Origin of the sequence: Franconibacter helveticus LMG 23732, from assembly GCF_000463115.2 — a bacterium.
Taxonomy (GTDB): Bacteria; Pseudomonadota; Gammaproteobacteria; order Enterobacterales; family Enterobacteriaceae; genus Franconibacter; species Franconibacter helveticus.
The window spans coordinates 88,967-109,086 of the sequence record NZ_AWFX01000054.1 but is presented as its reverse complement, the minus strand read 5'-3'; the positions used below and the strand labels follow the sequence as shown (position 1 = coordinate 109,086).

Genomic DNA, 20,120 nt, shown 5'->3' with positions numbered 1-20,120 from the left:
TTATTTTTTCCAGAAATCATCAAAGATAGTGATGGGCGGCCGACGCTTATGCTCGGTTTTGAGATACCAGCCTTCGATGGTTTTCGCGAGGTTTTCGTCAATCTGCTTGCCTTCGAGGTAATCATCGATGTTTTCGTAAGTCACGCCCAGCGCCACTTCATCCGGCAGGGAAGGACGGTCGTCTTCCAGATCGGCCGTTGGCACTTTCAGGTACAGATGCTCCGGACAGCCTAATTCTTTAAGCAGCTGTTTGCCCTGACGTTTGTTAAGACGGAACAGCGGGTTGATGTCGGTGCCACCGTCGCCATATTTGGTGAAGAAGCCGGTAATCGCTTCCGCCGCATGGTCGGTGCCGACCACGACCCCTTTGGTCATGCCCGCAATGCTGTATTGCGCTTTCATACGCTCGCGCGCTTTTTCGTTGCCGCGTACAAAATCGCTCAGCTCAATGCCCGCTTCGCGCAGCGCTTTCTCGCTTGCGAGCACAGATTCCTTAATATTTACCGTCAGTACTTTATCCGGCTGGATGAATGCCAGCGCGTCCTGGCAATCTTGTTCATCAAACTGCACGCCAAACGGCAGGCGTACGGCGATGAACTGATAGCTGCTGTCGCCGGTTTCGTCACGCAGCTCGCTGATAGCCAGCTGGCTTAGCTTGCCGGCGAGCGTGGAGTCCTGGCCGCCGCTTATCCCCAGCACCAGGGTTTTCAAAAAGGGATAGGTTTTGAGGTAGCTTTTGAGGAAATCGACGCTGGCGCGGATCTCTTCACGGGCGTCAATTTGCGGTTTCGCGCCAAGCGCCTGAATAATCTCTTGCTGCAAAGACATTTAACCCCTCCGGTTGTGGTTACCTGCAACGCGCAGGCGAAAAATCAGCATTTGTTAAAGCTAACCCTTTGACGGCAAAACGACAAGTTTCCTGCCGTCTTCGCACGTACAAGCGCTGCTAATTGCGTCGCTTGCCTTTTCCCTTATGTCCATCAGGGAATAATCCTAATTCGCTTCGCTTATCGCTAACGAGTTGATAAATGTTCATTTCTATTCCAGGCTTATTTCACACGCTGAGAAAAGAGGAAGACAAAATGAAAAAGAACTTTGCAGGATTTTTAAGTGCAGCGGCGGTTATGACTATGCTGGCGGGCTGTACGGCTTATGACCGCACTGCCGATCAGTTCACGCAGCCTGTAGTGAAAGATGTGAAAAAAGGCATGAGCCGCGAACAGGTTCGCCAGATTGCCGGTCAGCCTTCTTCTGAAGTGACCATGATCCATGCTCGTGGCACCTGCCAGACCTATATCCTGGGCAGCCGTAACGGCAAAACTGAAACCTATTTCGTCGCCCTGGATGACACCGGTCACGTACTTAACTCCGGCTACCAGACCTGTGCCGAATACGACACCGACCCGCAGGCGCCGAAGCAGTAAGCGCTTTCAGGCAATAAAAAAACCGGCGCTGGCCGGTTTTTTTATGTTTATTTATCAATAAGCCCCTGTTTGTTTTTTTCCTCTTCACGACGCACATCGCGAAACAAAAAGCCAGACTAAAAAATAGCACTTTTCGTATTTTTTTTATTACGGGTTGGGTTTATTTTTTTTCATCATTCCCGCTTCTGAATTGGTTGTTTTTAAGACGTGAATGACGCTTTTTTTGCGGGTATTATCAGCACAAATATTAGTTGTTATTCTAAAAATAATTTAGCGCTATAAAAAACAAAAAAGTATTTGCTTTGTCAATGTAATCTCAGGTTGATTTTTACTTATGCTTTGCTATAAATTTCCGCGGCTCAACTTATGGCCGGGTTAATAGTTCCACTAAAAACAACCTGTATTCTGAAGGTTATTCCGCCAGCAATCAGCACCAGCCATCATCATGGAGGAAAATATGAAAAAATGGTTTGCGTCTTTAGCCGCGGTTGGTTTTTTAGCCGCCGCTCCCGCATTAACCTTTGCAGCAGACGGCACCATTAATTTTACGGGCAAAATTACTGACCAGGCGTGCGAAATTGACGCGCCGAACCATAAAATCAATGTCGAATTAGGCACCTATTCTGTGGGACAATTTAATGGCGTCGTGGGCACCAAAACGCCGCCCATTCCTTTTGTTATTAAATTAAAAAATTGCCCGGTGGTAGAAGAGGGCGAGAACCCGCATTTCAGCATTTACCTGACCGGCGATTCCGATGTAGTCAATAAAGACTATCTGAAGGTAACCGGCGGGGCGGCGGGCGTTGCCATTGTCATTCATGACGACCAGGGCAATATCGTTCCTATGAACAACTTTACCACCCGCAAATTTGAAGTGCCCTCAGCGAATGTGGATTTAAACCTGATTGCATATTATGAATCTACGGCCACAACTATTACTCCGGGCGTAGCTAACGGAACTACCGATATTACGTTCGACTACCGGTAGCATTTACCGTTTTATATAACACTAAGCCGAAGGCATCTCGCTTTCGGCCTTTTCTGTTTTGTTTATATAATTAAAGGAAACATTTAATGAGGCCATGTAAGTTATCCGGCTTACTGCTCATGGCAGGTATTATGACGGCAGGTTTATCACACCCTGTTCTGGCGGGCGGCATTGTGATTGGCGGCACGCGCGTCTTTTATGAGGATAATAAAAAAGAAGCTTCACTGAATGTTAAAAATAACAATACTGAAAACCCCTTTTTGATACAGTCATGGGTAGATACTGGCGATGGAAAGACGAGAGGGCCTTTTATCGTCACGCCGCCTTTATTTCGCATTGAACCCCTGGAAGAGCGTACGCTGCGTATTGCGAAGACGCGTAACGATTTACCGGAGAATAAAGAATCGCTTTTTTATTTAAATATTCGCGCGATTCCTCCCTCCGATCCTGCCTCGGTGAATACGTTAAAGCTCGTGGTAAAAACGCGGCTCAAACTGTTTTATCGCCCCCGGGGGCTGGTTACCGGGGCGCAGGATGCTTATAAAAAATTACGTTTCCAGTTAACGGGACAAACGTTAACCGTTGAAAATCCCACGCCCTGGCATGTGGTGTTTGAATATTTAAAGGTCGGCACCACGACCCTCAAACAGGCTGACATGGTAGGGCCGTTTGGCCAAAACGTCTTTACGTTGCCTTCAACAGAACGCTCCCGTCGCGTGACCTGGTCCGCCATCAATGATTATGGCGGCGCCACGAAAAGCGAGACTCGCGCTCTTTGATACAGGATGAAACTGCGCAGGATGCAAGAAAAACGCACGTACGCGCCATCGGGTAAAAGCCTGCCAGATGCGCTTGCCCGCACAACGCTTATGGCAGGCTGCTTTGCTTTACTCTTTTCTGAAACCCAGCCAGCCAACGCCCGCGATCGCGTCTGGTTTGATCCGATGCTGATGGAGCAGGGGAACCCTGGCCAGCAAGGCGTGGATTTATCTATTTTTAGCGACCGGGGAACGCTGCCGCCGGGCAGTTACAAGCTTCATGTCTGGCTTAACGGGAGCGACGTCCTGACGCGGGATATCACCTTGCGTGCCTCTGCTCCGGCTGAAATGTCCCCGGTGATAACCCGGCGATTGCTAAAAGACCTGGGCGTTCGGGTTGAGGCTTACCCTGCGCTGGCAACGTTAGCGGATGACGCGCCGGTCAACGACCTGGGAAGCATTATCCCCGCCGCATTTGCGAAAGTAGATACCCGGCGCATGATTTTAAACGTCAGTATTCCACAGGCTGCGTTGGTGGTTTCCCCCCGCGGCTATGTGGATCCGCAATACTGGAATAATGGCATCACCACGCTGTTTAGCAATTACTCCTGGTCGGGTTCGCAAAATCAGGCGGATGGCCGTCCCGATGAACAGTCGCAGTATGTGAATCTGCAAAACGGGCTTAACGTCGGCCCATGGCGCGTGCGCAATTACTCCACCTGGACGAAAGATGATGCGGCGTCGCACTGGAATTCGCTGTCAAGCTGGGTTGAGCGGGATATAAAAGCCTTGCGCGCGCAGTTGGTGATCGGTGAAAGCTATACGCCGTCAGCGCTGTTTGACAGCGTGCAGTTTAAAGGCGTTCAGCTCGCCTCGGACGACAATATGCTGCCGGATAGCCAGCGGGGCTTCGCGCCGACCATTCGCGGCATCGCCAACAGCAACGCCCAGGTCACCATCCGGCAAAACGGCTACATTATTTACCAGAGCGTGGTGGCTCCCGGTGCGTTTGAGATTAACGATCTGTATCCCACCTCCCACAGCGGCGATCTTGAAGTCACGGTGAAAGAAGCCGATGGACGAGAGCATGTCTTTATCCAGCCTTTTTCCTCCGTGCCTGTGATGCAGCGGCCCGGTCAGGCGAAGTACAACCTGACGGCTGGCCGCTATGAATCAGGCTGGGCGCATGACAACGAACCGGAATTTGTGCAAGGGGCGCTGTTTTACGGCGTGAATAACCGGGTCACGCTTTACGGCGGCGCGCTCGGCGCCGAACAGTATCAGGCGGCAGCGCTGGGTGTGGGCATCGGTATGGACGAGTGGGGCTCGGTATCGCTGGATATCACGCAGGCGCACAGCGTCTTACAGGATGAATCGGTTCATGATGGCCAATCTTTTCGCTTCCAGTACGCCAAAAATATCGAGGCGACCGGCACTGCCGTAACCCTCGCCGGCTATCGCTATTCCACGGCGGGTTATTACACCTTCGAAGAGGCAAATCGTGGGGAAAACGACGCCAGCGCTTCTGATTATGCTTTCGACCAAAAGCGCAGTCAGTTCCAGATCAGTATCAATCAGAGCACGCGCGAGTACGGTTCTTATTACATTAACGCCTGGCAGCGAAACTACTGGGATCGCGACGACACCGAGAAAAGCCTCTCCGCCGGTATGGCGATAACCTACGCGACAGTAAGCTACAACGTGTCGCTCAACTGGAATAAAACTCAGGGCGAAACCGATCGGCAAATTGCGCTGGGGATTTCCATCCCGCTCAGCGAGTGGCTTCCCCATAGCTGGGCAACGGTCAGCATGAGCCAGAACAAAGCGGGCGACAGCAGGCTGCAAACCGGCCTGAGCGGCAGCGCGTTTGATGATGGTCGGCTGGGCTACGCTTTCTCGCAAAGCGTTAACCGTGAAGGGGATTCGCACGATGTTGACAGCGACAGCAATGCCGAGGTGAATTATAAATCCCGCTACGCCAACCTGAATCTTGGCTATTACCGGAGCGACACCAGCCGTCAGTGGAGCTATGGCGCAGCCGGGGCTGTGGTCGTACATCCTCATGGCATTACGCTTTCGCAGCCGCTTGGCGATGCGTTTGCGCTGGTCAGCGCGAATGGCGCCAGCGACATCAGGCTGGTCAACCAGCCCGGCGTCTCGACAGACTGGTTTGGCTACGCCGTTGTACCCTGGCTTACGCCTTATCAGGAAAATCGGTTAACCATTGATACCACCACGCTGCCGCCTGACGTCGATACCGAAACGACTTCCGCCCGCGTTATCCCGAATAAAGGGGCGCTGGTAGAGGCGCAATTCGACGCCCGACGAGGTTATCGCATCTTACTGACGCTGCATCGCGCAAACGGCGACGTCGTGCCGTTTGGCGCCATCGTGACGCGTAAAGAGGCAAGCGATACGGAAAGCATCGTAGACGAAGGGGGCGTGGTCTATCTGTCTGGCATCAACGACCAGACGACTTTGCAGGTGAAGTGGGGCCGGGAAAGCACTCAGCACTGCCAGGCTAACGTTATTTTACCGCCAGCCCTGCCGGAAGGACGAGACATGCTCGACCTGACTGCGGCGTGCATCTAATCAAGGAAGAGAGTATGCGTATTCGTTTAATCGTGTCCCTGTTGTCTGGCGCTGTGATGGTTTCTTTTTCTTGCGCCCGGGCGGCGACAGGGTATTGCAACACGGAGGGGGGGCCGAAGATTTACAACGTCGACGCAACGTCAAAACTGGACGACGGCAGCCTTAACGCGGCGGGAAAAACGTTCAACGTTAACTTTGGTTCATCAGATTCTTATGCCGCGAAATGCGATTGCGACGTGAACGACAAGCAGCAAAACGCCGGGGCCTATTATAAAGCTGTATACCTGGTGCCCAGCATTCAGACGGGCGATATGAGCTTTATTCATATCAACGATAATATGGATATGGCCGCGTTTATTCATATCGCTAATTACGAAAGCAATTTCGCCGTTCCCTTTGTGGACATCTGGAATAAAAAAAATAACGGCTGCGACTTAACCAGCTTTTCAACGGGCAGGGAAGGTTCGCTGACCTTTCGGATTAATAAGCCGTTTCTGGGCCAGGTGGTGATTCCCAGTATGCCTGTCGCGGCGATTTATGGCACCGTGCGCCCGGGACAATACTCCACGGAGCCGATGGCTGAAGTCTATGTTCAGGGCATCATCACCGTGCCGCAAAACTGTGAGATTAACGCGGGCAGCGTGATTTCCATCGACTTTGGCACCATCTTAACCAGCCAGTTTCAGACAAAGCATGAAAAACCGAGCAATTATACGGAGAAGCGCACCTCGATTGCCTATATCTGCAACAATATTGATGAAGCCGTTCAGCTGAGCATGACCTTTTCCGGCCCCGCCGCCGACGACATGCCGGAGGCGTTGCAAACGTCTAATCCGGATGTGGGCGTGGTGATAAAGGATGGCGCAGGCACCGTTATTCCGCTCAATACGGGTGAATTACCGATGACGCTGCAACAGAGCGGCAGCTATATCAATCAGCAGGGCGCGGCGGACATTTTGACCGCGCCCGTTAATCTCACAGGGAATGTTCCGGCCACGGGCCAGTTCAACGCATCGGCGTCCATTACCATTAACATCAAGTGAGCCGCAACGACGCGCCAGGGACAAAACAAAAGCCCTCTCGTTTACCGCAGAGGGCTTTTTACTCACGTCAACGCCTCAGGCCGGAATAGTCAGGCTTTTGGTCGTCCGCGACCAGATACGATGACCCGCCAGCAGCTTCACGAAATCATCAGTGAAGTTTCCGTGGGCGTTATCGGCCTCCAGTACGCCTTCTTCTCCTGCATCAGGCACCTTAATAAAAGGTTTGAACTGGCGGGCATCGCCGAGCAGCGCAATAACCTTAAGATGCTTATACGCCTCCATCAGATAATAAGCCGCATCGGCGTTATTCAGGATAGAGGCGACGTCGCCCCCTGGCACAATCACCGCATCCACGGTCAAAGAAGGGGAACCGGCAAACGTGCCCGCGACGGGGATCTTCGAGCCGTCATCCGCCACCGCTTCACCCATCCGTTTATAAAGCAGCTTCGCATGCACGCCGTGGGCTTTCAGTTTTTGCAGCACGGAGAGCAACTCGGCGCCGTTAACGTTATCGTTAAGCAGCACGGCTACAACGCGGCCTTTTACCGACCCGCCCGGCACGGCGTAAAGGCTGAGGGAAGGGTCTTTTTTCAGCCCGTTGACATCCTTAGGCGGAGCGATGTGCATCTGTTCATCAGTAAGCGTAATGCCCAGATTCTCCGCAACCGGCTGGGCCAGTGAAATGTCGATATGACAAAGCTGATCCACCACGCGTTCGCGAATATAAGTGCGCACTACTTTGCTTAACTCGAAGCTAAAGGCGTCAATGATATGGCGCTGTTCGACCGGGGTCTGGCTCTGCCAGAAAAGGCGCGGATGCGAATAATATTCGCCAAACGACGGGCTGCGTTCGCGAACTTTATGCCCTTCGATACGCTCCTGGTAGCTTTCGAACCCGCCGCGCTTCGGCCCCGGCGGCGTTTCGCGCGGCCAGTTATCGTTGATAGAGTTTGGCTCGTAGTTGGCCGGATTGGTGTCGATATCCATACGGTGCATGCCGTCACGCTGGAAATTGTGATACGGGCAGGTAGGGCGATTTATCGGAATTTCATGGAAATTCGGCCCGCCGAGACGGCTGATTTGCGTATCGGTATAAGAGAAAAGGCGGCCCTGAAGCAGCGGATCGTTAGTAAAATCCAGCCCCGGTACGATATGCCCCGGATGGAAAGCGGCCTGTTCGTTTTCAGCGAAGAAGTTATCAGGGTTGCGGTTAAGCACCATTTTGCCGACCAGCTGCACCGGCACCAGCTCTTCCGGAATCAGTTTCGTGGCGTCAAGCAGGTCAAAATCAAACTTGAACTCATCTTCCTCGGGAATTAACTGTAGCCCCAGTTCATATTCCGGGAAGTCGCCCGCTTCGATGGCTTCCCACAGATCGCGGCGATGAAAATCGGGGTCGCGGCCGGTGAGCTTCTGCGATTCATCCCACAGCAGCGACGCTTTGCCCGCCACCGGCTTCCAGTGAAAGCGGACAAAAGTCGCTTTGCCTTCAGCGTTGATCATCCGGAACGTATGAATACCGAACCCTTCCATTGTGCGGTAACTGCGCGGAATGCCGCGATCGGACATCGCCCAGATAACGTTGTGTAACGTTTCCGGTTGCAGCGAGACATAGTCCCAGAAGGTATCGTGAGCGCTCTGGCCTTGCGGAATAGCCCAGTGCGGCTCCGGCTTCACGGCGTGCACGAAATCCGGGAATTTGTGGGCGTCCTGAATAAAGAAAACCGGCGTGTTGTTGCCAACCAGGTCAAAAATGCCTTCCTGGGTATAAAACTTGGTGGCGAAGCCGCGGATATCACGCACGGTATCGGCAGACCCTGCGCCGCCCTGCACGGTAGAAAAGCGCACAAAAACCGGCGTGATTTTATCCGGGTCGGCAAGGAAATCGGCTTTGGTGATATGGCTCAGGCTCTTGTAAGGCTGAAAATAGCCGTGCGCGGCTGAACCGCGGGCATGAACGATACGCTCCGGAATGCGCTCATGGTCGAAGTGGGTGATTTTTTCCCGCAGGATGAAATCTTCAAGCAACGTCGGACCGCGCGTACCGGCGCGCAGCGAGTTTTGATCGTCGGCGATGCGCACGCCCTGGTTGGTGGTCAGCGGGAAGTTTTCGCTTCCCTTGCGGAAAGTGTCCAGCGCTTTAAGTTTTTCGTTAGCGGTATCCGGCGCTTTCAGGCTGCCGGGCGCCGTAGGCTGTTCCCCGGGCGGCGTGGGGACAGGGTCGGGGCGGTGTGAACCATCTTCCGGGGCCAGAGAATCAAGGCCGGGACGCGACTCGTTGGCGTCATGCACGGGCGATTCGTGATGGCGGGGGTTATTCTCTTCATGCGACATTGAACTCTTCTCCTGTTTTCATTGCTGAAAGGCGGTTTTTTCGTGTTCAAAAGCTCTCTAACTATAGAACAGAGAAGGGAATATAGCGTTTGCGCCAGGCGGCAATCTGGCGCGAAAAACGCCATCTGCAAGCCATCGACGCACGTGAGGCGCGACGTGCGGGGCCACAATCCGCTATCATTGTTTTTTCCTGTTTATGGAATCGTTAAGAGTAAAAAACCGACGCCTATGAAACCACTTCGTCAACAGAATCGTCCCATCATCAACTATGTACCCCGCGTGGAGCCGGCGCCGCCGGATCATGCCGTGCGCATGGAGGGTTTTCAGGATGTGTACCTGCTGCGTGGCAAATACGTCGCGTTTGTTCTGGTGGGCGAGCATTTTCGCCGCTCGCCTGCCTTCAGCGTGCCTGAATCCGCCCAGCGCTGGGCCATGCAGATCCGGCAGGAAGAAGATGTGTAGTCTGCCGCAGGCATAAAAAAAGCCGCCCTCGGGCGGCTTTTGCTTTTTAAAGCGTTTAGCGGTGAGCCAGTTCGGCCTCTTCGTCGCTGTTCAGGATCGCTTTGTCAGTCTGCTTCAACCACTGGCTGGTCAGCGTGCCTGCGGTCATTGAGCCGCTTACGTTCAGGGCGGTGCGACCCATATCAATCAGAGGTTCCACGGAAATAAGCAGCGCCACCAGCGTTACCGGCAGGCCCATCGCCGGCAGCACGATAAGCGCCGCGAAGGTTGCGCCGCCGCCCACGCCCGCTACGCCTGCGGAACTGAGCGTGACGATGCCGACAAGCGTGGCTATCCACATCGGGTCAAACGGGTTGATGCCTACCGTGGGCGCGACCATTACCGCCAGCATAGTGGGGTAGAGACCTGCGCAGCCATTCTGGCCGATAGTGGCGCCAAAGGAGGCGGCGAAGCTTGCGATAGATTCCGGCACGCCCAGGCGGCGAGTCTGTGCTTCCACGTTCAGCGGAATGGAGGCTGCGCTGGAGCGGCTGGTAAAGGCGAAAGTCAGTACCGGCCAGACTTTGCGGAAATACTTCAGCGGGCTTACGCCATTAACCGCGAGCAGGATGCCGTGAACCACGAACATAATGCCAAGGCCCAGGTAAGAGGCAACCACGAAGCTGCCCAGCTTGATGATGTCTTGCAGGTTGGAGCCTGCAACGACTTTCGTCATCAGCGCCAGCACGCCGTAAGGCGTAAGCTGCATCACCAGGCGAACCAGCTTCATCACCCAGCTTTGCAGGGTATCAATAGCCGCCAGCACGCGTTCGCCTTTCGGCGCATCGTCTTTCAGCAGCTTAAGCGCAGCCACGCCAAGGAAGGCGGCGAAAATCACCACGCTGATGATGGACGTGGGGCTGGCGCCAGTCAGGTCGGCAAACGGATTTTTCGGTACGAACGACAGCAGCAGCTGCGGCACCGTCAGGTCTGCAACCTTGCCGACATAGTTGGTCTGAATGGCGTTAAGGCGGGCGGTTTCCGCGCTGCCCTGCACCAGGCCTTCTGCCGAAAGGCCGAACAGATTCGTCACGAAAACGCCTACCAGCGCCGCAATCAGCGTGGTAAAGAGCAGGGTGCCGATAGTCAGCACGCTGATTTTGCCAAGCGAGGAGGCGTTATGCAGGCGCGCCACGGCGCTCAGAATAGAAGCGAACACCAGCGGCATAACAATCATTTGCAGCAGTTGAACATAGCCGTTGCCAACCACGTTGAACCACTGGATAGAGCTTTTAAGCACTTCGCTGTCGGCGCCGTAGATCAGTTGCAGCGCCAGGCCAAAGACCACGCCGATGACTAAACCAAGCAGCACTTTTTTAGCGAGGCTCCACTGCTTGTGACGCGTTTGCGCCAGCAACAGCAGCAGAATAACGAACACGATAACGTTCGCGATTAGTGGAAAGTTCATCCCCGTTTCTCCTGAGTTCTTATAGCAGGCACGCGTACAATGGCATGCCTTTATGCCGCAAAGGGTATCAGAAGCGCCGGGCTTCCTTTATATCCAAAAAGAATAGGTTATTCCGCGCGGTATTATTTTGTTGGTTTATTGTTCGGTCTGGTGATGAATAAAGCGATTAAAGCCATTTTGCAGGGAATTAATCGCCTGAGACGACCAGCGAATTGCACTGTTTTCGGGCATTCCCTGCGGCATCCAGACAGCCCAGGCGAACAGGGCCATGCACAAAACGCGCTCCAGTTGATTGCCTTTTTGCGGCGCCAGGATAGGCAAACGGAAGCGCCAGCGGCAGGGCCATAGCAGCGGCACGCCAGCTGGCGTGAGCATATCGGCAAGAATGTGGCTCAGGTAGCCTAATACCATGCCCTGTAGCGCATCGGCGGGCACAATCCAGCTTTCCGGCACCTGGAGATAGAAAATCGTCAGCAGACCGAACACGGCCAGCAAACTATGGGTGAACCCCCGATGGCCGAAAGCGCGGGCGATAGGTTTCGAAATCCACTTTAGCCGCTGTCCCAGGAAAGACTTAGGGTGGTCGATGTCGGGCAGCAGGCACGTCAGAATGGCGGAAGGAACGATATGCCACCAGTCGCCCTGCACCAGCACAGGCGTAAGCTCGGCGTTTTTGGCGAACACCGCACAAGCGATAGAAAATAGCAGGTGGCCTTCCGCCGTCATGATAAAACCCAAAAGCAACTGTCAATTCATCCAGTATAGGGTTTTTATACAGTGGGCGGAAGTGGTGACGGTGTAACTCTTTGTCACAAACCGCGCGGATAATCAGCGCGCCAGCCAGCCTCCGTCCACCGCCAGGGTATAGCCATTAACATAGTCGGCTGCCGGTGAGGCGAGAAAAACCACTGCGCCCTGTAAATCCTCTGGCTTGCCCCAGCGTCCGGCCGGTATGCGATCGAGGATTTCCTGGTTGCGGGCGGCATCTTCCCGCAGCGCCTGGGTGTTGTTGGTGGCCATATAACCGGGCGCAATGCCGTTAACGTTGATATTGTGCTGCGCCCATTCATTCGCCAGCAGACGAGTCAAGCCCAGTACGCCGCTCTTCGAGGCGGTGTAAGAAGGCACGCGGATGCCGCCCTGAAAAGAGAGCATAGAAGCAATGTTAATAATTTTGCCGCCGTCGCCTTGTTGAATGAACTGCTTCGCTACTGCCTGGGAGAGAAAAAAGAGTGATTTCAGGTTCAGATTCATGACCTCATCCCAGTCCCGCTCGCTAAAACTGAGCGCGTCGTCGCGGCGAATCGTGCCGGCATTATTGACCAGAATATCTACCCGGCCCATTTTCTCCACCGCCTCTTGCACAATCGCTTCCAGTTGATCCTGAAGCCCAAGATCCGCCTGGATGGCGTGAAAGCGTCGGCCCAGCGCCTGCACTTTTTGGGCGGTCTCGTGCGGCACTTTGCGGTTCACCCCGACAATATCGCACCCGGCTTGCGCCAGACCCAGCGTCATGCCTTGTCCCAGACCCGTATCGCAGCCGGTGACCAGCGCAACTTTCCCCGCAAGCTTAAAAGCGTCAAGAATCATAGATACCTCTGTATCGTGATAAAAAAGGGTAGGGATGAGCCTGCGAGAAGCATAGGAAGGGGAGAGACAAAATACAAATGAATTTGAAAAGGCGTTTTATAAATTTTGATGGACTTAATAAAAAAGGGCAGCAAGCCGCCCTTTAGCTGTTAACCGCGAAGATGTTCGCAGGTGAGCTGTTCAAGCGAATCGAGCTTCACGTTCGCCAGCGCCCAGCGTGGGTCACCGCGATTTTCCGGCGCAGGTACGACTATAGAACGCATGCGGGCGGCTTTAGTGGCTATCATGCCGTTTACAGAATCTTCAAGCGTGACGCAGGTCAGCGGGTCGACGCCAAGCTTTGCCGCGGCGTCCAGATAAACCTGCGGGTGTGGTTTACTGTAGGGAAGATGTTCCGCCGAGGCGATAACATCGAACTGCTCGCGCAGTTCAAACATGCCCAGCACCTGTTCCAGCATACGCAGCGGTGAAGCGGAAGCGAGCCCCACTTTCAGACCCTGCGCTTTGCAAAGCGCGACGGCCTGGTGCACGCCAGCAAGCAGCGGCCGTTTCTCTTCCACAAGGTTAATGGCGCGATTAATAATGCGCTCCGTCACTTCCGCAACGGAAGGCCCGTTCCAGGGTTGCCGGGCAAACCACAGGTCTACAACCAGATCGATGCGTAACCCTAAGGTGTCGGGAAGTTCATGGCGACGGGAGATATCCACCCCCAGTGTTTGCATCACTTCCAGCTCCGCCTGGTCCCAGAGCGGCTCGGAATCAATCAGCAACCCATCCATATCAAAAATCGCGGCGAGGATCTGGCGCGAGGTCGACATCTGTTGCACTCCTTTTCAGATTTTATAAGCGGCGTTATCAATAGCCTGAAAACCGAAGTATGGCTACTGGTTTGTCTTTGCGCCTGGAAAGTTCAGCGAAAAGCGCAGGGAGAAGGTAGACTTATGGCGACAATGTGGCGTCACAATCAAGGGGAAAGCATGACGTATCAACAAGCTGGACGCATTGCCGTTGTAAAACGCATAGCCGGATGGCTTATCTTTATTCTGGCGACAGTTTCCACGGTTATTTCCGTTCTGAAATTTATGTATGAGCACAGTGACAAGCAGCCGGGCATTAACGCCGTCATGCTGGATTTTGTTCACGTAATGATTGAAATGATGCGTTTTAACACGCCTTTTCTGAATCTGTTCTGGTATAACTCGCCGCTGCCCGACTTCCGGCATCAGGCCAATATTCTGTTCTGGGTTATCTTTGCGCTGATTTTTGTCGGTCTTGCATTGCAGGCAAGCGGCGCGCGTATGAGCCGTCAGGCGCGCTTTCTGCGTGAGGGCGTGCAGGATCAGCTGATTCTGGAGCGAGCTAAAGGGCCAGACGGGCTGAGCCGCGAGCAGATCGAGTCAAAAATCGTGGTGCCGCGACACACCATATTCCTGCAAATTTTCCCGCTCTATATCCTGCCGGTGATTGTCATCGTGCTCGGATACCTTTTCTTTTCACTGCTTGGTTTTATCTGAGGCTTGAGCCACTCCTTTGCGGAGTGGCTGTGTCTTCGCTTCAGGCTGCCAGAATCCGCTCCAGCGCCTTTTGCGCCGTGACCAGATGTTGCCCGCCAAAAAGTATCGCCCGGTTGAGCAGGGTATAAAGTTGATAAAGCGGCTGGCGCGTTAAAAAGTCGGCGGGCAGAGGCGATACCGACTGATAACCGTCATAAAGCTGCGCGGGTTGTTCAGGATGCAGCGGCAACATCGCCAGGTCGCACTCTCTGTCGCCCCAGTAACAAGCCGGGTCGTAAAGATAAGGCCCATGCGGGCCAAGCGCGCAGTTGCCGGACCACAGATCGCCATGCAGTAAAGAGGGCTGAGGCTGGTGGCCCGACAGTTGCTGATACACGGCGTCGACAATCAAATCGATATCACCGAACTCCAGGCCTTTTTCCGCCGCCAGTTCCAGCTGCCAGCCTATGCGTTGCTCAGCAAAAAATGTGGCCCAGCGACGCTGCCAGGCGTTGGGCTGAGGCGTGGTGGAGAGGTCATTGTCAAAATCGAGTCCGAATTGCGGCTGCTCGCTCCACTGATGGAGATGCGCTAATTGTTGCCCCAGAAGAAAAGCGTGGTGGGCGTCGAGGGGGCGAGGCTCAAGGTATTCCAGCAGCAGGAAACTGTAATCTCTGTCGCTGCCTGAGCCGAAAACGTGCGGCACCGTTACCGTCTTACTGCGAGCCAGCAGTTCAAGCTGGTCCGCCTCGGCGGTAAATACGGGCAGCAGCGCCCTGTCATCACACTTAACGAAGATGGCGTGACCGGCGAAAGAGACCTTCCAGGCGGCGTGGATTTCACCTCCGGGCAGCTCTTGCCGATGGGTTATTTCACCTTCACCCAGTTGCTCATTCAACAATCGCGTTATCGCTTGCCACATGACGCTTATCTCCCGGGTTATCAATCACATCATCAGGTTAGCGCAAAAGGGCGGTTCAGAAAGCAGACTTAACGCACACCCTTTAACCTTGCGCTGCGGATGTTATATCGCTTTTTGCCACGCCTCCCAGGTGGTGACTTCCACTTCAGGTTTTTGATCGAGCGCCACTTCGCCAAGACCGCGCGCCATTTCCGCGACTTCTTCTTTGCTCAGCGCGCTGACCATACCGAACGTGTTGGGGCCAAGCTCGTGAATTTTGCCTTCGTCATCGCTTATGGTGAGTAAAAAGCCGCCCCGCGTAAGCTCATTGGTGAGCTCGTTAATGTCTGCAAGGCTGCGCTCCTGGTATTTCAGGGTAACGATAAAGCGGGTGATCTCTCCGTTGCTCATTATTTACCTCACTGTGGCAAGCCGCCAGGCAGGCGCCTGGCGGGACGGGAAAAGGCAGAATTAGCCTTTCAGGTAGTGATAAATTTTGTCGGTGTTCTCACGTGAGCAAAGCTGCGTGCCCTGGTGCAGCGTGGCGGCGCTGCCCGCGGCCACGCCATAACGCACCATATCCAGCAGCGGAGCGCCTTCAGCAAGCTTGAGCGTCATCGCGCCGACCATGCTGTCGCCTGCGCCTACTGTGCTCTGGCTCTTTACCGGCGGGGGCACGACTTGCACGCATTCATGCTCATCAACCGCTAATGCGCCTTGCGGACCCAGCGAGACGACGACACGCCGCGCTTTGCCGCTTTTTACCAGTTCCGTCGCTGCCTGGCGCACATCGTCCGGCTGCGTCAAATCGCGGTTGACCAGCGCGCCGAGTTCTTTCTGATTGGGTTTCACCAGTTCAATATTACCCAGTTCCAGCGCGGCGGCGAGCGCCTCGCCAGAACTGTCGAGGATGCAGCGGATGCCCTGACGTTGCGCCGCTTTTATCAGGTCGCAAAGTTTGGCTACATTCACGCCCGGCGGCAGGCTGCCGCTTATTACCAGAATAGCGTCGGCTTCAATCGCCATGATTTTCTCTTCGAGCTGGCGAAACTCTTCATCGCTTAATGCCGCGCCGGGCATCACGAAGCGATACTGTTCGCCGCTGGCTTCCACATGCACATGCAAGTTTTGCCGCGTCCAGTCTTTAGCCGTTATCGTTTGAACGGTGACTTGCTCATCCTGTAAAAGGGCGATGAGGTGCTCGCCCGTGGCGCCGCCTGCCGGAAAAATAGCCGTGGCTTTTCCGCCCAGATGCGAAATAGCGCGGGCAACGTTAATTCCGCCGCCGCCAGGCTCAAAGACGGGGGCGGTGCAACGCAGTTTGCCTTCCGGGTAAATTTGCGCCGTAAGCGTGGCGCTGTCGAGCGAAGGCGCCAGCGTCAGCGTATAAATACGTACCATGTGACCTCCTTTTAAAATGGGCTGCGATAAGCGTAGCACTCCCGGCCGGGCATCGGTGTGAATTAACACGCTGATTTATCAAATAAAGCAAGAATCAACATTAATTCTATATATATGAATTAAAAGCAGTTTTAAGAACGCTCTTATTCAAAAATAGCTATAAGATTTTATTGCTATGTTATTCGGGGCTTTTTATAATTTGTAACGTTTCAGCGTGCCTTATGTCGTTGATTACAGGTGAACATTCCGGGACCTTATCGGTCTCTTTTTTGTTGTACGGACCTAAAAATAAATGAAGCTTTTGAAGACAGTACCCGCAGTTATGCTGCTTGCGGGAGGCGCTCTTGTGAGCCAATTCGCAATCGCCGACAACACCGTTTTTACTGTCATGGACGATCCTTCCACCGCAAAAAAACCTTTCGAAGGCAACCTGAACGCCGGCTATCTGGCCCAGTCAGGCAACACGAAAAGCTCCTCTTTAACCGCCGACTCCACGTTGACCTGGTACGGTCAGACCACTGCATGGTCGCTGTGGGGTAACGCCAGCAATACGTCATCTAACGATGAACGTTCGTCAGAGAAATACGCAGTGGGCGGTCGTAGCCGCTACAACGTAACCGATATGGACTACCTGTTCGGCCAGGCAAGCTGGTTGACCGACCGCTACAACGGCTATCGCGAGCGTGATGTCGCCACGCTCGGTTATGGTCGTCAGCTTCTTAACGGTCCGGTGCACAGCCTGCGCTTTGAATTTGGTCCGGGCGTTCGCTATGACGAGTACACCAATGGCGAAACTAAAACTCAGGGGCTGGGCTATGCTTCCGGCACCTACGCCTGGCAACTGACCGACAACGCTAAATTCACGCAGGGCGTTTCTGTCTTCGGCGCGGACGATACTACCGTTAACTCCGAAACGGCGCTGGATGTCGCTATCAACGCACACTTTGGCCTGAAGGTGGCTTATAACGTTACATGGAACTCTGAGCCGCCATCCTCAGCACCCGAGCATACCGATACGCGCACCTCGGTCACGCTGGGTTATAAGATGTAAAACGTCAGGCCGGTTTTTCCGGCCTGATTTTTTAAGCTCTTTCGCAATGCATAATTTTGAAAATGGTTTGTAGGTTTAAATAATATAAAAAATCATTTCTTCACACTTCCTCCATAATTAGCCACTGAGTTAAACATTCAATTAATTTGAAACGAAATGACAAATAATTTGATTGGGCAAAAGTGTGATCTGGATCTACAATATCGGTACGGCGGTTTTATTGCCGCAGGGTTTAACCGGATTCAGAAAAATAAGAGAAGAAGATGATGAATATGATGAAAACCACAGCCGCAGCCATTGTGCTGTCTGCGCTCTCCTTCGGCGCTTTCGCTGCCGAAACTGCAACCGATACCCGTACCGCCCCTTCCAGCACCTGGAATGTTAAAGATGTGGAAGCGGGTTCGTCTATTCAGCCAGGCGCAGCTTCTACCGGCCAGTCTATGAATGATGCGTTTAATGTTCATACATTAGTGGCGGGTGAATGGTCATAATAACCCGAACCCATGGGGTTATATGCCTTATATATAGCGCGCACGCTATGTCGTTAAAATAAAAACCGGTTAGCAATCTCCGGTTTTTATTTTTTTCTCCACTACCTTTTATTCCTCGCTATTTTTTCCTGAAACCTTCCGCTTAATTTTTTCTTATTTCGCTCACTCGTTTTTCTGGATTTTATTCATCGCTCAGGGCGTGCTGTACTCAGAAAAAATTTACCTTAAAGCGAAACCGTACAGAATATCCCCACTTTTTGTGAATTTGATCACAAATTTAAACGCTGGTAGGGTAGATGTTCAGGCATCCGAAACCGCAGAACAATTTTCATTCGGCTGCATTGTAACCAACTTGCAGGGGTAAACCTGCTACGCTCTTAATGGGAGCCTGGTTATACAGGTTTCTTTATCGCTAAGGAGGCGGGCCACAGTCGGTAAAATACGTACATACAGGACGTATTCCGCCGGGTCGGGAGCGATTCTAAAGAGGATGGATATGAAATTAAAAAGAAAAAAAGTTAAGCCCATTTCGCTTAGCGACGTAACCATTATTGATGATGCAAAACTGCGCAAAGCCATCACAGCAGCTTCGCTTGGCAATGCGATGGAGTGGTTCGATTTCGGTGTCTATGGATTTGTCGCCTACGCACTCGGTAAAGTCTTTTTCCCCGAAGCTAACCCAAGCGTGCAGATGATAGCCGCGCTTGCCACCTTCTCTGTACCTTTTCTTATTCGCCCGCTCGGTGGTCTTTTCTTCGGGATGCTCGGCGATAAATATGGCCGACAGAAAATCCTTGCTATTACCATTGTTATTATGTCGATCAGTACATTCTGTATCGGCTTAATTCCCGGCTATGAAACCATTGGCATATGGGCGCCGGTTCTGCTGCTGCTTTGTAAAATGGCGCAAGGCTTTTCCGTGGGCGGCGAATATACCGGCGCGTCTATTTTCGTTGCCGAATATTCGCCCGACCGTAAGCGCGGATTTATGGGCAGCTGGCTTGATTTCGGCTCGATAGCGGGCTTCGTGCTGGGCGCAGGGATTGTGGTGCTGATTTCCGCCATTGTCGGCGAAGAAAACTTCCAGAGCTGGGGTTGGCGTATTCCGTTTTTCCTGGCGCTGCCGCTTGGCATCATCGGCCTTTATCTGCGCCATGCGCTTGAAGAGACGCCAGCGTTCCAGCAACACGTTGATAAGCTTGAACAGGGCGATCGTCAGGGGTTGCAGGATGGTCCAAAAGTCTCTTTTAAAGAGATTGCCACTAAGCACTGGCGCAGTTTGCTGACTTGCATTGGTCTGGTTATCGCTACTAACGTAACCTACTACATGCTGCTCACCTATATGCCGAGCTACCTGTCGCATAACCTGCATTACTCTGAAAGCCACGGCGTTTTGATCATTATCGCTATTATGATGGGAATGCTGTTTGTCCAGCCGGTAATGGGATTGCTTAGCGACCGCTTCGGCCGCCGACCGTTCGTCATTATCGGCAGTATTGCGCTGTTCGTATTAGTTATCCCGGCATTTACGCTTATCAACAGCAATGTGATTGGGCTAATTTTTGCAGGCCTGTTGATGCTGGCGGTGATCCTGAACGCGTTTACAGGCGTTATGGCTTCCACTCTGCCAGCGATGTTCCCGACGCATATTCGCTACAGCGCGCTTGCCAGCGCATTTAATATTTCGGTATTAGTGGCGGGTCTGACGCCTACTGTTGCCGCCTGGCTTGTGGAAAGCTCAGAAGATCTCATGATGCCAGCTTATTACCTGATGGTTATCGCGGTTATTGGGTTCATTACGGGCATTACCATGAAGGAAACGGCGAACCGTCCGCTCAAAGGGGCGACGCCAGCCGCTTCTGATATTCAGGAAGCGCGTGAAATCTTGCAGGAGCACCACGACAATATCGAGCAAAAAATCGAAGATATTGATCAGGAAATCTCCGAGTTGCAGGAAAAACGCAAACGCCTGGTGCAACAACACCCGGATATTAACGAATAAGGTTGTTGCCTTTCTCCTGAAGCCCGGCTGGACAAGCCGGGCTGCCCCCGTTCCGGTATTTCACTCCGTTCTATCCTGTTTCACTTTACGCCACGGAAATATGTACACTTTGATGTACATAATTGGGCGGATGTACACATGCA

At 53.2% G+C, this 20,120-nt stretch carries 19 protein-coding genes; 10 read left to right on the top strand and 9 right to left on the bottom strand.

The window, feature by feature from the left end; translation table 11 throughout:
• Positions 1-828, bottom strand: coding sequence for an ammonia-dependent NAD(+) synthetase (gene nadE / locus DW56_RS18475; protein WP_024562150.1), 828 nt, complete (start codon positions 826-828; stop codon positions 1-3).
• Positions 829-1,082: 254 nt separating this feature from the next.
• On the opposite strand from nadE, the gene osmE reads away from it, so the two are divergent.
• The 5 genes from osmE to DW56_RS18450 all read left to right on the top strand — a co-directional run bounded on the left by osmE (position 1,083) and on the right by DW56_RS18450 (position 6,805).
• Entirely contained in the window at positions 1,083-1,424 is a 342-nt protein-coding gene (gene osmE, locus DW56_RS18470; protein WP_024554951.1) for an osmotically-inducible lipoprotein OsmE, read from the top strand.
• A gap of 457 nt (positions 1,425-1,881) precedes the next feature.
• On the top strand, positions 1,882-2,412 hold the full coding sequence (locus DW56_RS18465; protein ID WP_024554950.1) for a fimbrial protein: 531 nt from the start codon (positions 1,882-1,884) through the stop codon (positions 2,410-2,412).
• A 119-nt stretch (positions 2,413-2,531) separates the two neighbouring features.
• Positions 2,532-3,191, top strand: a complete 660-nt coding sequence (locus tag DW56_RS18460) for a fimbrial biogenesis chaperone (RefSeq protein WP_234409239.1) — start codon at positions 2,532-2,534, stop codon at positions 3,189-3,191.
• A gap of 21 nt (positions 3,192-3,212) precedes the next feature.
• The gene (locus DW56_RS18455) at positions 3,213-5,762 is read left to right on the top strand and encodes a fimbria/pilus outer membrane usher protein (protein WP_394372240.1); all 2,550 of its coding nucleotides are present in this window, start codon (positions 3,213-3,215) and stop codon (positions 5,760-5,762) included.
• 14 nt (positions 5,763-5,776) lie between these two features.
• Positions 5,777-6,805 (top strand): fimbrial protein, encoded by a 1,029-nt coding sequence (locus DW56_RS18450; protein ID WP_174516608.1) that lies wholly within the window; start codon positions 5,777-5,779, stop codon positions 6,803-6,805.
• 75 nt (positions 6,806-6,880) lie between these two features.
• Here the strand turns inward: DW56_RS18450 and katE are convergent, their stop codons facing one another.
• Positions 6,881-9,139, bottom strand: coding sequence for a catalase HPII (gene katE, locus DW56_RS18445; RefSeq protein ID WP_024562153.1), 2,259 nt, complete (start codon positions 9,137-9,139; stop codon positions 6,881-6,883).
• A 228-nt stretch (positions 9,140-9,367) separates the two neighbouring features.
• On the opposite strand from katE, the gene cedA reads away from it, so the two are divergent.
• A complete protein-coding gene (gene cedA / locus DW56_RS18440) occupies positions 9,368-9,601 on the top strand; it encodes a cell division activator CedA (RefSeq protein ID WP_024555348.1) in 234 nt (77 codons plus the stop codon).
• Between the two features lie 55 nt (positions 9,602-9,656).
• Here cedA and DW56_RS18435 read toward each other — a convergent pair whose 3' ends face one another.
• The 4 genes from DW56_RS18435 to hxpB form a co-directional block, all read right to left on the bottom strand.
• A complete protein-coding gene (locus DW56_RS18435) occupies positions 9,657-11,048 on the bottom strand; it encodes an L-cystine transporter (protein WP_024562154.1) in 1,392 nt (463 codons plus the stop codon).
• Positions 11,049-11,183: 135 nt separating this feature from the next.
• Entirely contained in the window at positions 11,184-11,774 is a 591-nt protein-coding gene (locus DW56_RS18430) for a metal-dependent hydrolase (protein WP_024555307.1), read from the bottom strand.
• A gap of 102 nt (positions 11,775-11,876) precedes the next feature.
• Positions 11,877-12,638, bottom strand: a complete 762-nt coding sequence (kduD, locus tag DW56_RS18425; RefSeq protein ID WP_024562155.1) for a 2-dehydro-3-deoxy-D-gluconate 5-dehydrogenase KduD — start codon at positions 12,636-12,638, stop codon at positions 11,877-11,879.
• Positions 12,639-12,787: 149 nt separating this feature from the next.
• Positions 12,788-13,456 (bottom strand): hexitol phosphatase HxpB, encoded by a 669-nt coding sequence (gene hxpB, locus DW56_RS18420; RefSeq protein WP_024562156.1) that lies wholly within the window; start codon positions 13,454-13,456, stop codon positions 12,788-12,790.
• A gap of 159 nt (positions 13,457-13,615) precedes the next feature.
• Between hxpB and DW56_RS18415 the strand changes: the two genes are divergently transcribed.
• Positions 13,616-14,152 (top strand): YniB family protein, encoded by a 537-nt coding sequence (locus tag DW56_RS18415; RefSeq protein WP_024553462.1) that lies wholly within the window; start codon positions 13,616-13,618, stop codon positions 14,150-14,152.
• Positions 14,153-14,192: 40 nt separating this feature from the next.
• On the opposite strand, the gene DW56_RS18410 is transcribed toward DW56_RS18415, so the two are convergent.
• The 3 genes from DW56_RS18410 to pfkB form a co-directional block, all read right to left on the bottom strand.
• Complete coding sequence (locus DW56_RS18410) at positions 14,193-15,053, bottom strand: fructosamine kinase family protein (RefSeq protein ID WP_024553461.1); 861 nt, start codon at positions 15,051-15,053, stop codon at positions 14,193-14,195.
• 102 nt (positions 15,054-15,155) lie between these two features.
• The gene (gene ghoS / locus DW56_RS18405; protein WP_024553460.1) at positions 15,156-15,443 is read right to left on the bottom strand and encodes a type V toxin-antitoxin system endoribonuclease antitoxin GhoS; all 288 of its coding nucleotides are present in this window, start codon (positions 15,441-15,443) and stop codon (positions 15,156-15,158) included.
• Positions 15,444-15,503: 60 nt separating this feature from the next.
• A complete protein-coding gene (pfkB, locus tag DW56_RS18400) occupies positions 15,504-16,433 on the bottom strand; it encodes a 6-phosphofructokinase II (RefSeq protein ID WP_024553459.1) in 930 nt (309 codons plus the stop codon).
• Positions 16,434-16,725: 292 nt separating this feature from the next.
• On the opposite strand from pfkB, the gene DW56_RS18395 reads away from it, so the two are divergent.
• The 3 genes from DW56_RS18395 to proP all read left to right on the top strand — a co-directional run bounded on the left by DW56_RS18395 (position 16,726) and on the right by proP (position 19,977).
• Positions 16,726-17,484 (top strand): DUF481 domain-containing protein, encoded by a 759-nt coding sequence (locus tag DW56_RS18395; RefSeq protein WP_024553458.1) that lies wholly within the window; start codon positions 16,726-16,728, stop codon positions 17,482-17,484.
• Between the two features lie 266 nt (positions 17,485-17,750).
• Entirely contained in the window at positions 17,751-17,975 is a 225-nt protein-coding gene (locus DW56_RS18390) for a hypothetical protein (protein ID WP_024553457.1), read from the top strand.
• Between the two features lie 496 nt (positions 17,976-18,471).
• Positions 18,472-19,977, top strand: coding sequence for a glycine betaine/L-proline transporter ProP (gene proP, locus DW56_RS18385; RefSeq protein WP_024553456.1), 1,506 nt, complete (start codon positions 18,472-18,474; stop codon positions 19,975-19,977).
• Positions 19,978-20,120 lie beyond the last annotated feature (143 nt).

Bases quoted from the DNA above. Each gene is read 5' to 3' on its own strand.
- nadE (WP_024562150.1), bottom strand. From the start codon at position 828: ATGTCTTTGCAGCAAGAGATTATTCAGGCGCTTGGCGCGAAACCGCAA.
- osmE (WP_024554951.1), top strand. From the start codon at position 1,083: ATGAAAAAGAACTTTGCAGGATTTTTAAGTGCAGCGGCGGTTATGACT.
- DW56_RS18465 (WP_024554950.1), top strand. From the start codon at position 1,882: ATGAAAAAATGGTTTGCGTCTTTAGCCGCGGTTGGTTTTTTAGCCGCC.
- DW56_RS18460 (WP_234409239.1), top strand. From the start codon at position 2,532: ATGGCAGGTATTATGACGGCAGGTTTATCACACCCTGTTCTGGCGGGC.
- DW56_RS18455 (WP_394372240.1), top strand. From the start codon at position 3,213: ATGCAAGAAAAACGCACGTACGCGCCATCGGGTAAAAGCCTGCCAGAT.
- DW56_RS18450 (WP_174516608.1), top strand. From the start codon at position 5,777: ATGCGTATTCGTTTAATCGTGTCCCTGTTGTCTGGCGCTGTGATGGTT.
- katE (WP_024562153.1), bottom strand. From the start codon at position 9,139: ATGTCGCATGAAGAGAATAACCCCCGCCATCACGAATCGCCCGTGCAT.
- cedA (WP_024555348.1), top strand. From the start codon at position 9,368: ATGAAACCACTTCGTCAACAGAATCGTCCCATCATCAACTATGTACCC.
- DW56_RS18435 (WP_024562154.1), bottom strand. From the start codon at position 11,048: ATGAACTTTCCACTAATCGCGAACGTTATCGTGTTCGTTATTCTGCTG.
- DW56_RS18430 (WP_024555307.1), bottom strand. From the start codon at position 11,774: ATGACGGCGGAAGGCCACCTGCTATTTTCTATCGCTTGTGCGGTGTTC.
- kduD (WP_024562155.1), bottom strand. From the start codon at position 12,638: ATGATTCTTGACGCTTTTAAGCTTGCGGGGAAAGTTGCGCTGGTCACC.
- hxpB (WP_024562156.1), bottom strand. From the start codon at position 13,456: ATGTCGACCTCGCGCCAGATCCTCGCCGCGATTTTTGATATGGATGGG.
- DW56_RS18415 (WP_024553462.1), top strand. From the start codon at position 13,616: ATGACGTATCAACAAGCTGGACGCATTGCCGTTGTAAAACGCATAGCC.
- DW56_RS18410 (WP_024553461.1), bottom strand. From the start codon at position 15,053: ATGTGGCAAGCGATAACGCGATTGTTGAATGAGCAACTGGGTGAAGGT.
- ghoS (WP_024553460.1), bottom strand. From the start codon at position 15,443: ATGAGCAACGGAGAGATCACCCGCTTTATCGTTACCCTGAAATACCAG.
- pfkB (WP_024553459.1), bottom strand. From the start codon at position 16,433: ATGGTACGTATTTATACGCTGACGCTGGCGCCTTCGCTCGACAGCGCC.
- DW56_RS18395 (WP_024553458.1), top strand. From the start codon at position 16,726: ATGAAGCTTTTGAAGACAGTACCCGCAGTTATGCTGCTTGCGGGAGGC.
- DW56_RS18390 (WP_024553457.1), top strand. From the start codon at position 17,751: ATGAATATGATGAAAACCACAGCCGCAGCCATTGTGCTGTCTGCGCTC.
- proP (WP_024553456.1), top strand. From the start codon at position 18,472: ATGAAATTAAAAAGAAAAAAAGTTAAGCCCATTTCGCTTAGCGACGTA.